A 13,754-nucleotide genomic window follows, 5' to 3' on the forward strand; every position below is an offset into this window, starting at 1 on the left:
GGAATTAATCTGATTTCGGTGTCCCGTCGTCGGCCTGTCGGCTCGGATCGGCCAGTGCCATCGTGAGCGTCGCCGCGAGGCGCTTGTCCAGCGGTTCGTTTGCTCGGCCACAGTGTGGTGACTGGATACACGCCGGACAGCCGTCCGAACACCCGCAATCGGCGAGCAGTTCCCACGTGTGTTGGAACAGTCCCTCGATGTGGTCGTATCCATTACGAGCGAGTCCGACACCACCGCGGTAGCTGTCGTAGATGAACAGCGCACTTGTCTCTGCCTGCGGGTGGTCCGTCGTCGAGACGCTCCCGACATCCCGACGGTCACAGAGGATAACGAGTGGAAACGTGGCGACGAGGGCGTGCTGGACGGCGTGGAGTCCACCCTCGAATGAGCCGGACATCGTCTGCATCAGTCGTTCGAGTCCCGGCGGAAGTGTCACGTACAACGCTTGCGTTGACAGTGTCGTCTCGGGCAGGTCGAGTGGCTCCTCGCTCAGTATCTCGCCTGTTCGGTGGTCACGCCGCTGGAATCCGGTGACCTGCTTGCGCCGAGTCACGTCCGCGAAGTGGACCGTAACGTCGTCGCGCGTCGCCAGTGGCTTGGTGGCAACGTCTTCCTCGATAGTCATCGACTCCTCGTACTGAACGCGGGTCTGGTGGTCACTCTCCGTCGGCGTGAGCCACGCCGCGTCGCGGTCCAGGTCGAGTGACTGGACTTCGTAGTTCTGGCCCTGATGATGGTAGATCGCGCCCGGGTGAACGTCCCGGAGCGCAGCGTCGAACGGGAGTTCCCCGAGTCTGTCGGACTGACCGCCTCGAACCCGAAGGACGACAGTGCGTTCGGTGATCGTTCGGAGCCCCTGGTTGTAGGGATTCACCGCTCGTCCGCTGGCGGTTCGTTGCCATTCGAGGCCATCGGCTGTTTGCCGTCGGGACAGTTCGCCCTCCTCGGTGAGGCCACTGACGATGTCGGGGAACGTCGGGCCGAAATACTGTTCGTCGGCGGTTCGAAGCGGCTGTTCGACGGCCGCAGCGTGAGCGTGCAGTTGGAGGAGGTGCGGATTCGATGGGTTGGCGACGGCACGCTCGGGTGTCTGCTCGAACAGTTCCTGCGGGTGCTTGATCACGTACTGATCGAGTTGGTCCTCGCTGGCGACGAGCGCGACGAGACTCGGTTCCGTCCCCCGGCCAGCGCGGCCGGCTCGCTGGAACGTCGACATCTGCGTCCCGGGATACCCGTCCAGTAGTACGGCATCGAGACTTCCGATGTCGACGCCCAGTTCCAGTGCGCTCGTACTCCAGACGCCGGCACACTCGTCCGTGTGCAGTGCTGTCTCGATTGCCGCTCGGCGGTCGTCACGCAATCCAGCGTGGTAGGCCGTGACGTTCTCGGCAAGATTGCTTTCGCCGTGCTCTGTGAGTGTGTCGCTGCTGATGGTGGCGTAGCGTTCGGCCGTCTGTCTGGCGCGCGTAAACGCCACTGTCTGGTATCCCCGCTGGACGAGGTCGACGAACAGTCGCATGGTTTCGCCGTGGTGGGAGCGGCGTTGTCCTGCACCAGCTGGTGCATCGCCTTCGTCGTATTTCGGTGGTTGCCAGAACAGCCAGTGTGTCGGCCCGGTTTCGCTGGTGTCCTGGTCGACGAGGACGAACGAGTCGGTTGGTTGCCCGGTAATCGTCGCTGCGTGTTCCCGTGGATTTCCGATTGTCGCGGAACAACACACGAACTGCGGGTCGGCACCGAGACGGTCACACATTCGGGCTAACCGGCGGCAGACCAGACCGACGTGACTGCCGAAGACACCGCGGTACTCGTGCACCTCGTCGACGACGACGAGTTCCAGTGACTCGAAGAAGTCTCGCCAGATGTCGGTCGCGTGGCTGAGCAGTCCACAGTGGAGCATATCCGGCGTCGTCAGAACCATGCACGGTTCGTCGTCACGGGCCTGCTGGCGTTCGTCCGAAGCGAGTGCCCCCGTATACTGGGTCACGGAAACGTCGTCAAACGGCGCAGCAAAATCAGAGAGTGTCGCCTCCTGATCGTTGATCAACGCGACCTGTGGCCCGATATACAGCATCCGACCGTCGTGGTCACGTGCGCGTTCGAGCGCAGGAATCGTGTACGTCAGGCTCTTGCCGCTGGCCGTCGGCGTGGCCAGCACGACGTTCTGGCCGGTCCGGACTGCTTCGATGGCGTCGGTCTGGTGTGCGTAGAGTTCGCCGATGCCCCAGTCGCCAAGCAGGTCCGTGACCTTGGGGTTCATCGTACAGGATTGGGTGACAGGTCTACGTGCGGGTACCTCCCGCTGGAACTGTATCTGGTCGTGGTAGTAGTCCCGGTCCTGCACCCACTCGGCGAACTCGTCCACTGTGGGAAGATAGGGACGGGACCGCATATATCGATACGGCTCTCCCGGTCTGGCCCAGTGAGTTCACCGGTCACCCGACCCTTTTATTCGATGGTGGCATAGCGGTATCCATGCCGTTCAGCGTCAGTTGGCACACGTTGCTCGACGAACTCGACGACCTGTCTGACGGTGCGGAACTCATCACACCGCTCTCTCACGACCGGTTCCGGATCACAGACGTGCAGGAACACCGTGTCGTCGTCAGGTTCACCGAGACGGGGGACAGGCGGCCGCTACAGCGCGATCAGTTCGAGACGCTCTACCGTCGGATACAGGAAACAAACAATAAATTCGGCCTCGACCGCCTGCCACCAGACGCAGATCCGTATCCCGCCGTATTGAGCCTCCACCCCCGGTTCGAGATCGACGAACAGCGAGGGACCATCACGGAACAAGACGGCGAGACCGCCACGCAACTGGTGAGTGACGACGCAGAGACGGACGACACGGAGCGCGTCGAACCCGACGGACTCGATGTCTACTCCGACGCGTTGCTGCTTATCGACGCACTCGAACGCCACCATGTGTCCGATCTCACGGAGCTGGAGACGAACGCGCTGGTGAATCTCTACACGCTGTGTTCGGATGTCCAGCGGAACGCAAACGAGTTCAGGCAGAACATCGCGGATGTGTTGCTCGACCGGCTGCATCACGACCAGCCGGTCCACGGTCAGTACGGGTCCGTCCAGCGAACCGCTCGCCGCAACCGCTCGCTCAAGGACGACGAACTCGTGTTGAATGCCTTCGAGGCTGCCGGGATCGAGCGCAAACGACTGACGACCGTCGACGCGAACAAGGTCGACGAGGCGCTCGACGTAACAGAGCTCTCCGAGAGCGATGTTTACGAGATCGACAAGAGCGAGTACGTCCGGAAAGCAGAGGTCGACGAGGAGGTCAAAGAGTCACGCCTCCAGGGGCTGAAAGACCGGCTGGCAGCGAGCGAAGAGGCGGAAACCGACGATCTGCGACGGGAGATCGAGGAACTCGAAGACCGTATCGACGACCTCACCAGTTTCAGTACCGGGACCCAGATGCAGAGCTGAATCGGTTCGATCAGATGCCCTTCAGTAATAAAATGGTCCAAATGCTGGGAGGCGGCATTACACTCACAGTTCAAATGCCTGCGGTGCTGTGCGGACCATTTTCCTGGGTTTGTTGAAGCCGATTCCTCAGCCGCGGGCTGCGACTGTGGTGGTACCGCGATCCATCCAAGTGTTACTGCGCAGAGAGTTTCGAATACGCACTTGTGAACAGATACTAATTGACCTCCTCCTCGGTGTGAACGCGGAGGAATCCGACCATCGGATTTCCGCCAAGGGTGGCGTTCGAGGTTCCAACCCGCACTCAGAGGGAACCGGCAGCATACCGGAGGAACTCTCGTTTGTCTCCCTCGCTGTAGGGCTATGGCCCGGTCAATGAGGCCCCATCGGATTCCGTGTCATCGCCGTGGGAATCACCGCTTGTTCCCCGCTCCTTGTAGTTCGGAACCGGCATCTCACCGAATCCGTAGCATCATATACTATAAGCGGCCACAAAAAATGATTGCGGTGAGAAATCCAGCAGCCGACGCCGATATGTTGTTTGCTGGAGTGTCCGCTCGTCCCCCGCCTGCTCGCTCCTCGGTTCCGACTGCGGTCGGAACCCTCGTCACTCACGGGAAGACGGGGGTATGCGCTCGTATCGCTATCACAAGTGATTATCTGACGTCTGGAGTCGCTCAGAACTCACCCTACTCACGTACAGAACCAGGTCCGACGGGTCGTCCCTGTTCCCATTCGACCGCGCGGACCGCGTCTGGAAGCGAGGTGAGTCTGCGCTCAACGACGTCCAGCGGATGTGAGTCGATGAACGGCGCTGGTTCGTGCGTGACGGGTGTCGCGCCGTCGTTCACTTGCAGATGAACTGGCCCAAGGTCGTCGTGCGTGTCGTCCTGATGCCAACCCACCAGCAGACTTCGGTCTGGCTCGATCCAGTTGAACCAGTAGTATCCGTGCGGCTCGCCGGTCTGCAATTGAAACCCGGTCTCGATCCGCGCAGCCGTTACCGAATACTCGTCGTGATCGAGGAACTGCCGTGGGTCTACCTCAGCGACGACCCGGTATGAGCCGGCTTCACGCGGCTCAGCACGTCGCCGTCGAACGTTCTCGAACGCACCGCTAAGCCGATTCTGGATACTGTCGTGGAGCCGCTTGCTCTGCAAGTTCGCCCGGTTAGCGAGGAAGACGGCCATTAGGCGAGTGTCGAGGGAGAGTCAGTCCGCGGTGACGAGAGTTCCACGACGTCATCGTACAGTTGGAGGGCATGTTTCACGAGCCCGAGTTCCGTGTTGATCGCCTCCCACGTGGCGATCACGTTGCGACGCTCACGAAGCTCCTCTGTCGAGAAGTCCTCGTCCGCGAGTTGTTCCCGGAACTCATCGAGCGAACTGACCTCGTACTCCGCAGCCAGCTCTTCTTGTTCCTCCTTTAACTCTGTGAGCTGGCTCTCCAGTTCGTCACGCGAATGAACCTCGATCAGGTCGGTCACCTCGTCGAAGAGCATCCGTACGGGATTCAGATCGTAGGCTTTCGTCCCGTCGACAGTCGTTTCCGTGGCCCAGTCGTCGCTCTCCAGTCGCTTTAGTTCATCGTCGGCTGTTGCGCGGGAAACTTCGGCTCGGTCCGCGATCTCTTGCACCGGCGTTGGTTCGTCCAGTAGCTCCACGACGTGCCGGACGCGCTCACGCCCGCTCGTTGTCTCCGTCCACGATTCTGGTTTCGATTCAGCCATTCGACTAGGTCTTGGACGGCCCTGTTCAAATAATTTATCTTGGTTCAGATATTCAGACGGGGCGTGATTTGTCCTTCGGTGGAAGGCGGTTCAGATGCTGGGAGGCGACGTTCCTCTGCGACCAAGCAGAATACCGATCGGTCAGTGGGCCCGGTCGCCCTCGATGAACTCCTCGGCCGTCCGATCACCGGCCGCGAACGCGGCTGCTCGAGCGTCGATCGCGTCGGGTTCAAGCATAGCATGAGAGACGAGCAGCCGTTCGAGTGCCGTATGCCACTGGTCGTAGTAGATGCGTTCGGTTGCCGCAGCGTCGGCCCCTCGGTCGCGGTCGTCGTCGGTCGCGTAGGCGCCGGTGGGTGTCGCCTCGACCGCCTCGATCAACCGCCGCTGGAAGGCCGACCAGTCGAAACTGCCGCCCCCATCGTACAGGGCGACGGTTACGCCGAAGGCGCGTGCCTGCCAGGGCTCCGAGAACGTCGGCTCCGCGTCGACGCCGAGGAGGTCCGCGAAGGCGCCGTCGGGATCCGCGTGTCCCCCGTCGGCTTTCGATCCCGCGTCCGTCGTCCCGTGATCGAGCCGTTCGACGCCGATCATCGAGTCACGCGTGACAAGATTCGCGAGTTCGTCCTCGTCGTATCCCTCCGTTCCATCGGGGCGTCTCGGCAGGACCATGTACCTGATTTCGGAGCTGGAATCCCAGACATCGATGTCGATTCCACCGTCGATTTCGAGCCCGAACTCATCGAGGACGGCTCGCGGCTCGCGGACCATTCGGGACCGATAGGACGGCGTCTTGTACCACGTCGGGGGGAGCCCGAGCAGCGACCACGGGTAGCACGAACACAGGGTACAGACGACGGCGTTGTGGACATCGGCGGTGTTTTTCTTCACCTCGATATGCTGGATACCGACGTCGAAATCGAACTCATCGATCGCGGCCGGGGCGTCCTCGAGGAGCCGCTCCTCGAAGGCGGGGTCGGTCCACGCCCGGGCGACGACCCGGGCTCCGTTCTGTGGGCCGATATCGCGTTCGTAGGCGGCTATCGCCTCGTCGATCGCGTCCGTCGAGACGATCCCTTTCTCGACGAGCAACGATTGGATCGCCCGAACGCGGGGACGTGGATCGGCGGCCGTTTCGTCGTGGTCGTGTCCGGAATCGTGGTCGTGGTCGTGATCGTGGTCGTGATCGTCGGTCATCGTTCGTCCTCCGTAGGTCGCAGATACGGTTCCCAGAGATCGACGTGAATCGTATCGTCGGGATCTTCGGCATCGGGGCCCCACACCTCGTCGGCGTCGAAGGCGACGGTGTACAGCGGCTCGTCGCGTTCCTCGCCGTGGGCGCTGGCGTCCGGGAAGACGTGGTTCCCGTGGAGGGATCGGATTTTACCGGTCGTTCGCCGGACGTAGCGCGGACAGCGGGTGTGTCCCTCGGGATGGTTGTTGCGCACTCGAACCGCGTCTCCTTCGGCGAACTGGGGCTCGTCGTCCGGCCGGTCGAACGATGCCGGCCGTCGGAACGCTTCTCTGACTCGCTCGGCGAGGTCGGGATCCAGCCGTTCGGGAACGAGATCCGCGGGGTTTTCGAGGTCTCGCGCGCGCTGGTGGGCGGCCTCGATCTCGTCTTCAGTGAGGTGGCCTTTTTTGACGAGGTTTCGCTCGAGGCTCGCCAGCCAGCGCTCGAAGTACGTCGCCGCGAGGTAGTCCGCTGGCGCCATCCGTTCGATGCCGTGGCGGCTCTCGTCGATGTTGTAGATCCCCTGTGGCCGGATCGTACGCACTAACGCGAAGACGACGCGCTCCCAGTCCGCATGGAACTGGGCGTCGTCGACGGGGACGGCCCCGAAGCCGTGTATCCCGCCCATATCGTGGATGCCGTTCATGCGAACCGGGTTCGACCCGTCGGCGCAAATAGCTTTGGTGCGTACCCGGAGGGTACTCTTCGAAGCACCACGGGAAGCCACAGGAACTGTCCCCGGTCCCGCTCACTTCGCTCGGGGAAAGTCGAATGACTCGCTCCGTTCGTCTTCCGGAGAGCCACAACCCGGGGGCTGCGTTACACCCACAGTTCACACGAAAGCCTCGAGATCGTACGGACATCCTCGATTTCGTGAGCGAGTAGAGTAGAGTAGAGTAGAGTAGAGTAGAGTAGAGTAGAGTAGAGTAGAGTAGAGTAGAGTAGAGTAGAGTAGAGTAGGTAGGTCACGGATCGCAACCCGATAGCGACGGAGTATTAACAGCAGGTTCGTTCAGCACATACATGGGACGTGAAACGTGGGGAACCCGGATCGGGTTCATTCTCGCGGCGGTCGGAAGCGCAGTGGGACTAGGTAACATCTGGCGGTTTCCGTTCCAGGTCGGCCAGGAGGGAGGCGCAGCCTTCATGGTCATGTACCTCGCCTTCGTGTTGCTGATCGGCTTCCCGGCGATGCTCGCGGAGTTCGTCGTCGGACGGAAGACCGGCCTGAACGCGGTCGGTGCGATCCGGGAGTTCGCCGGCGGCGTGTGGCAGTACCTCGGTGGCCTGTTCGTCCTCATCGGGTTCGTCATCCTCTCGTATTACAGCGTGATCGGCGGGTGGGTGCTCCGATACGTCGTCGGGAGCGCTACCGGCGGGTACGTCGGCGACGCCGCACAGGGTGAACCGCCGGTCGCCGCCCAGTTCTTCGCCGAGATCGCGTCCGGATGGGACGCGCTTCTCTTTCATGCGATATTCATGCTGCTCGTCGTCGGCATCGTGGCGTTCGGCATCCAGCGGGGGATCGAGATCGGTGTCAAGGTGATGGTCCCGGCCATCTTCGTGATCTTCGGGGTGCTTTCGGTGTACGCGTTCAGCCTCCCGGGGGCCGGGGAAGCGTACGCGTATTATCTCTCGCCAAACTTCGAGTACATCGTCGCGAACTGGCAAAGCCTGGTGCCGGCCGCGGCCGGGCAGGGCTTTTTCACGCTGTCTCTCGGGATGGGCGTGATGATAACGTACGCGTCGTATCTCGGTTCCGACGAGAACCTCGCGATCGACGGCACGAGCATCGTCGTGTTGAACACCTCCGTCTCGGTCCTGACCGGGCTGATCGTCTTCCCGATCCTGTTCACGGCGGGGCTGGATCCGGAGACCTCCGGGCCCGGGGCGCTTTTCATCAGCGTCGCGGATGCCCTCGGTAGCCTTCCGTTCGGTCGCGTCGTCGGCACCCTCTTTTTCGCCACGGTCGCCATCGCCGCGCTGTCCTCGGCGATCAGCCTCATCGAGGTCGTCGTCTCCTATGCGATCGACGAGTTCGGTATGGACCGGGCGAGGGCGACCGTGATCGTCGGGGCCGGCATCTTCCTTCTGGGGGTCCCCGTCACCGTCGATACGGTGTTCGTCGACCTCTATGACATGCTCGCCGCACAGATCCTGCTCGTGCTGGGCGGGATCCTGCTGATGGTCGCCATCACCTGGCTCCACGCGGACGAGGCGGTCGAGGAACTCCGGGAGGGAATCGGAGACCTCGGCGCCGTCGGCACGCTCTGGATCTGGATGGTTCGGATCCCGGTCGTCGCCGTCCTGATCGTTTCGCTGTATCTCGGTGTTACCGGATACCTGGAGTTCCTACAGGGGCCCTTTGCTGACTTCCTCGCCTCGAGGTAGCCGAGGGCCGTTGTCTCGCCTGCGGGGAACCGTCCGAACGCCACCGTCTCGTGGCATTCGATAACAGATGTGTCACGGAAGTTTAGATTCTGACCAGTGGTTCGCCCCGGCAAACGGCGGTCTGAGGTGTGCTGTGGGGCAGGTTGTGCGAGCGAAAACGTCGACCCCGTCGTTTCGTGTCCCAAGACCGTGTCAGGACGCCGTCTCCGTCTCGACGCCGGTGATCTCGAAGCGGGCGCCGCCGGCGTCGCTTTCGGTGGCGGAGATCTCCCAGCCGTGGGCGTCGACGATGCCGTCGACAATCGCCAGCCCGAGGCCGGTGCCGTCCGCCGAGGTGGACTCGCCGGGATCGAAGAGCCGGTCGACGTCGTCCTCGGGGAGCCCCCGGCCGTCGTCCTCGACGTAGAACCCCGAGCCGTCCGGGAGGGCACCGACAGTGACGGTGATCCCGTCCCCGCCGTGCTCGACGGCGTCATCGGCCTGCGGCCGATTGCTCGTCGAACCGTGTTCGACGCTGTCGTCGGACCCCGTCCGACTGCCCGTGGAGCCATGCTCCACGGCGTTCCGAAACAGGTTCTCGAACAGTTGCTGGAGCCGGCTCGCGTCGGCGATGACGGTGGGATCGTCCTCGACGGCGAGCGTCGCCTCGGGGGCCGTAATCATGGTCCAACAGCGGTCCGCGACCGACGCCAGCGAAACCGGTTCGGTGTCGTCGATCGATTTGTCCTGTCGAGCGAGCGTCAGAAGCTCATCGATGAGTGTGTCCATCCGGTCGATCGCCGTCGTGACGGCCTCGATGTGCTCGCTTTCGTGTTCCTCCTGTAGCAGTTCCAGACGGCCGGTAGCCACGGTGAGGGGGTTCCGCAAGTCGTGAGAAATGACGCTCGCGAAGTGATCGAGCCGTTCGTTTTGTCGCTCTAGCTCCTGTTCCCGCGCCTCGAGTTCGGCGCGTTCGGCCTCCAGTGCGTCGCGGTACTGCTCCTGTCGGGCGTCGTAGAGCCCGATCAGGAACCCGGCGATGCCCCCGGTCGTCATCCAGTTGACGACCACGAACGGCACGTCGACCATCGTGATCCCGTGGGCCGCCTGATACGGGATCACGGGGTAGCCGAAGACGATGCCGACGAGGGCTCCGACCCAGGTCCAGCCCGCCACGCGGCGCATCCCCGACGTCGGGAGGTCGCTCCGGTAGAGCCGGACCCCGGCGCCGATCAGAAGCGCCGACAGGGCAATCGGGACGATCACGCCGACCATCAGAGAGTGGATCGCGGGTTCGCGGACGGCATGATAGAGGTGCGACAGCGCGGTCGCTACCCCCACTGCGGCGATCGCGCCCGCGCTGTGTCCTCGGGAAAGCCGGGCCCTCATGGCGTCGTCTCGTTCGCTGTCATCGTTCGGGTTTGAGGGGGGATACCCTTAGGCCATCCGGACGCTGGGCGGGAAACCTAATCCCTAAATATGGAGGATAGGTAACACTCCTCATGGCCGATGGATCCGATCCCGACCGCACGCCGGAGCAGTGGAACGAGATCGTCGCACGGATGAACGAACGGATGGTCGAGGGGATGGAGGCCAGCACGGAGGCCCAAGCGGAGTTCGTCGAATCGTGGGTCGACGCCTTCGACGCCTTCGAGTCGATCAACGAAGAACAGTTCTCGAGGGAGGGGTCCGAGGGAAACACGCGGGCACACTCGGTATGGATGGAGGCCGCCGAGGAGACAGCCGAGAAGATGGCCGCCGCCGCCCGCGGCGGAGAGATCGATCCCGAGGAGGTGCGAGACCTGTGGCTCGACAGCGCCAACGAGGCGTTCAAGGAAGTGATCTCGACCGACGCGTTCTCCTCGATGACCGGCCGGAGCGTCGAGGACGCCCTCGACGTACGGGAGACGGTCGACGAAAGTGCCCAGGCGACGCTCCGGGAGTTCGGCTTTGCGACCGAACGCGACGTCCGGGAGGTCGGCGAACGGCTCGTCGAACTCGAACGCCGCCAGAAGAAACTCCAGCGGGAGCTCGGGCGGCTCGAGGACGTCGAGACGAAACTTGACCGTGTCCTCGAGCACCTCGAGGAACCGGCATGACGGACCCGGAGAACGCGACGGAGGGGGCGGCGGATATCGAAGCCGCCTTCGACCTCCAACGACAGACGTGGGAGAACGCCGCCGACTTCCTCGAAAAGCTCGCCCAGGTCGACGACGCCAACAGGCGGGTCGCCGACGTGGACGTCGGAAAAACATCCAGCGAGGTCGTCTACGAGGAGAACAAACTCGAACTTCTCCACTACGAGCCGCGGACCGACGAACGACACGACGTCCCGATCCTGTTCGTCTATGCGCTGTTCAACAGGCCCTTTATTCTCGATCTCCAGCCCGATCGGTCCGTGATACGGGCGTTCCTCGATCGTGGCTTCGACGTCTACATGATCGACTGGAACGAGCCCTCGCTTTTGGACCACACGCTCACCTTCGAGGACTACGTCGACCGGTATCTCGACAACTGCGTCGACGTCGTCAGGGAACGCTCCGGCCAGGAGTCGATCAGCCTCTTCGGCTACTGCATGGGCGGGGCGTTTTCAGTGCTGTACGCCGCGCTGTACCCCGAGAAGGTCCGGAGCCTCGGGCTGATGGCCACGGCGGTGAACCTTCGCGATACGGACAGCGTCGTCGACCAGTGGGTCGGCGAGGACTTCTTCGATCCCGAGTCGCTCGTCGACGCCTACGGGAACGTCCCGGCGGACATCGTCGATGCGGCCTTCTCGGCGCGCGAACCCGTCCAGAACAGCCTCACGAAGTACCTGCGCTTTTTCGACGGGATCGAGGACGAGGACTTCGTCGAGAACTTCGCCCGCATGGAGCGGTGGATCGAGGAGAGCATCGACATCCCCGGCCGAATGTTGGTCGACTTCATCGATGCGACGTACCACGAACAGCGGATCTACAACAACGAGATGTACATCGACGGCAGACACGCCGACCTCGGGAACCTGGATATGCCGATCGCACAGATCATCGGCAACTACGACAGCGTCGTCCCGCCGGCGGCACCACGGGAGTTCACCGGGAGGCTCCCGGACGATACGACCGTCTTCAAGGCCGACACCGGGCACATGGGGCTGGCCGTCTCGGGGCGTGCACACGCCGAACTGTGGCCGGCGGTCTGTGACTGGTACGAGGAGCGTTCGGGGGGCGAAAAAACGGGAGACACGACGGCGGCCGACGCCGAAAGCGAGCTCCGCCGGATCGAGGGGATCGGCCCGACCTACGCCGGGCGACTTCGGGAGGCCGGCGTCGAAACCGTGGCGGACCTCGCGGAGGCCGACCCGGACACCGTCGCCGACGACGCCGACGTCCCCCAGGGGCGTCTCGAAGGGTTGATCGGGCAGGCACGGGAGGAGAGGCGCTGATCGACACCCGGCAGCCGAAACGGTTGGTATCTTTTACCACAGCATATAAATAATGTAGGATCGCTACGTAGGGGTAACGTGTGTGAAACGAGAGCCGGGCGGGAAACGGCGGAGACGGACAGTTCCCGGGGCGTCGTGACGGCGGAGGACCAATAAAAACGATGTTCACGCCAAATACGACGGGGGGATGGCCGTTCTCGCCGGCGCTGTTCCGGATCCTCCGGCGGATCCGACACAACCGGCGCAACGGCGGGTGTGCGATCGGCTGTGATCGCGACCGGACCGACGACTCGAGGCTGCCGTGGTCGACCGACGGCGCCTACGGCGGCTGGGGCGGGCGGGCGTTCCACGGCGTCGACGCCCCGGCGAAAGCGCCCGGCGCGGAGGGAGAGCCCACGCCGATCGTGTTCGTCCACGGCCTCCAGCGGGACGCCTGCGACTGGGAGGCCCACGCGGAGTTCTTCCTCGAGCGCGGCTACGGCGGCGACGACCTGTGGGCGATCACGTTCCGCGAGGGGGCCTCGACCCACCCGGAGATGGCCGACCAGCTCGATGACTTCGTCGGTCGGGTCCGCGAACACACCGGCTCCGACACCGTCGCGGTCGTCGGCCACAGCCTCGGCGTCACGGGGACGCGGTTCTGGCTGGCGGCCCGCGGCCGCTACGAGTGGGTCGAGACGGTCGTCGGGCTGGCCGGCCCGAACCACGGCACGGTGTTCAACACCTGGTGTGTCGAGGCCGGACTCGACGGCGAGGACTACCGGGTGAGCCCCTTCCTGCGGGCCGACTACGACGAGTACGAGGACCACCCGCTCGCGTGGCTCAACCGCGTCGAGACCCCGGGCGACGTCGAGTACTACACCGTCCGCGGGGCCGACGACGCCCTCTACTGGCGGTGCCCGGAGAGCCCCGAACTCGAGGGAGCGACGAACGTCGTCCTCGAGACGGGCCACGACGGCGTCCGGACGGCCCGGGCCACCAAGGAGTACCTCTTCGAGTGGCTCACCGGGGAACACCCCTACGATCTGCGCCACCAGGTCGGCCTCGCCCGGTGACCGGCCGGCCGTCGATCGGCGGTTCGGTCGCGTTCCACACACTTATGACCGCGATAGCTGTACCGGGACCGCATGCCACGCGATTACGACCGCTCGGAGATCCCGTCGGTGTACAACCTCGGCGACGTGACGCCGTACCGCGACGAGGAGGGCTTCCAGCAGGTGGTCTTCCGGGGGATCGATCAGCTGATCGGCTTTTCTCGCATCAGCCCCGAAAAGCCGGAAGCCGACCCCCACACCCATCCTTACGAGCAGACGAACATGCTGCTCGAGGGACGTCTGGAGTTCCACGTCGACGGCGAGTGGGTCGAACTCGAACCCCACGACGCGCTGACGATCCCGCCGGAGATCCCACACACAGCGCGGCCAATCGAAGGCGAACACGCGACACTGCTGGCGTTCTGGCCGCTCCGGGAGGACCGCCTCGACGGGACGGAATACCAGCGCGAGTTCCCCGATTTATAACGGATGGTGAGGGAGGGGCCACCGCGGGGACCCCGG

12 protein-coding genes are annotated in these 13,754 nt (G+C 63.6%); 6 read left to right on the forward strand and 6 right to left on the reverse strand.

Annotation, left to right across the window (positions count from 1 at the left end; genetic code table 11):
- Positions 1–4: 4 nt before the first annotated feature.
- Positions 5–2,365, reverse strand: coding sequence for a DEAD/DEAH box helicase (locus KM295_RS08670; protein ID WP_256029547.1), 2,361 nt, complete (start codon positions 2,363–2,365; stop codon positions 5–7).
- Positions 2,366–2,475: 110 nt separating this feature from the next.
- Between KM295_RS08670 and KM295_RS08675 the strand changes: the two genes are divergently transcribed.
- Positions 2,476–3,447 (forward strand): DUF7983 family protein, encoded by a 972-nt coding sequence (locus tag KM295_RS08675; protein ID WP_256029548.1) that lies wholly within the window; start codon positions 2,476–2,478, stop codon positions 3,445–3,447.
- Between the two features lie 686 nt (positions 3,448–4,133).
- Here KM295_RS08675 and KM295_RS08680 read toward each other — a convergent pair.
- The 4 genes from KM295_RS08680 to nthB form a co-directional block, all read right to left on the reverse strand.
- The gene (locus KM295_RS08680) at positions 4,134–4,634 is read right to left on the reverse strand and encodes a hypothetical protein (RefSeq protein ID WP_256029549.1); all 501 of its coding nucleotides are present in this window, start codon (positions 4,632–4,634) and stop codon (positions 4,134–4,136) included.
- Positions 4,634–5,173 (reverse strand): DUF7342 family protein, encoded by a 540-nt coding sequence (locus tag KM295_RS08685; protein WP_256029550.1) that lies wholly within the window; start codon positions 5,171–5,173, stop codon positions 4,634–4,636. Before KM295_RS08685 ends, KM295_RS08680 begins: the two co-directional genes overlap by 1 nt.
- Before the next feature lie 141 nt (positions 5,174–5,314).
- The gene (gene nthA, locus KM295_RS08690) at positions 5,315–6,370 is read right to left on the reverse strand and encodes a nitrile hydratase subunit alpha (RefSeq protein WP_256029551.1); all 1,056 of its coding nucleotides are present in this window, start codon (positions 6,368–6,370) and stop codon (positions 5,315–5,317) included.
- Positions 6,367–7,053, reverse strand: coding sequence for a nitrile hydratase subunit beta (gene nthB, locus KM295_RS08695; RefSeq protein ID WP_256029552.1), 687 nt, complete (start codon positions 7,051–7,053; stop codon positions 6,367–6,369). Before nthB ends, nthA begins: the two co-directional genes overlap by 4 nt.
- Before the next feature lie 377 nt (positions 7,054–7,430).
- On the opposite strand from nthB, the gene KM295_RS08700 reads away from it, so the two are divergent.
- Positions 7,431–8,798 (forward strand): sodium-dependent transporter, encoded by a 1,368-nt coding sequence (locus tag KM295_RS08700; RefSeq protein WP_256029553.1) that lies wholly within the window; start codon positions 7,431–7,433, stop codon positions 8,796–8,798.
- Between the two features lie 192 nt (positions 8,799–8,990).
- On the opposite strand, the gene KM295_RS08705 is transcribed toward KM295_RS08700, so the two are convergent.
- Positions 8,991–10,166, reverse strand: a complete 1,176-nt coding sequence (locus tag KM295_RS08705; protein WP_256029554.1) for a sensor histidine kinase — start codon at positions 10,164–10,166, stop codon at positions 8,991–8,993.
- Positions 10,167–10,279: 113 nt separating this feature from the next.
- On the opposite strand from KM295_RS08705, the gene KM295_RS08710 reads away from it, so the two are divergent.
- The 4 genes from KM295_RS08710 to KM295_RS08725 all read left to right on the forward strand — a co-directional run bounded on the left by KM295_RS08710 (position 10,280) and on the right by KM295_RS08725 (position 13,718).
- Positions 10,280–10,876: a poly(R)-hydroxyalkanoic acid synthase subunit PhaE gene (locus KM295_RS08710; protein WP_256029555.1), complete on the forward strand. Its 597-nt coding sequence runs from the start codon at positions 10,280–10,282 to the stop codon at positions 10,874–10,876.
- Complete coding sequence (locus KM295_RS08715) at positions 10,873–12,198, forward strand: alpha/beta fold hydrolase (protein WP_256029556.1); 1,326 nt, start codon at positions 10,873–10,875, stop codon at positions 12,196–12,198. Before KM295_RS08710 ends, KM295_RS08715 begins: the two co-directional genes overlap by 4 nt.
- A gap of 161 nt (positions 12,199–12,359) precedes the next feature.
- Positions 12,360–13,253, forward strand: coding sequence for an esterase/lipase family protein (locus KM295_RS08720; RefSeq protein ID WP_256029557.1), 894 nt, complete (start codon positions 12,360–12,362; stop codon positions 13,251–13,253).
- 72 nt (positions 13,254–13,325) lie between these two features.
- Positions 13,326–13,718: a cupin domain-containing protein gene (locus tag KM295_RS08725; protein ID WP_256029558.1), complete on the forward strand. Its 393-nt coding sequence runs from the start codon at positions 13,326–13,328 to the stop codon at positions 13,716–13,718.
- Positions 13,719–13,754 lie beyond the last annotated feature (36 nt).

It is taken from the genome of Natronomonas aquatica (assembly GCF_024449025.1).
Taxonomy (GTDB): domain Archaea; phylum Halobacteriota; class Halobacteria; order Halobacteriales; family Haloarculaceae; genus Natronomonas; species Natronomonas aquatica.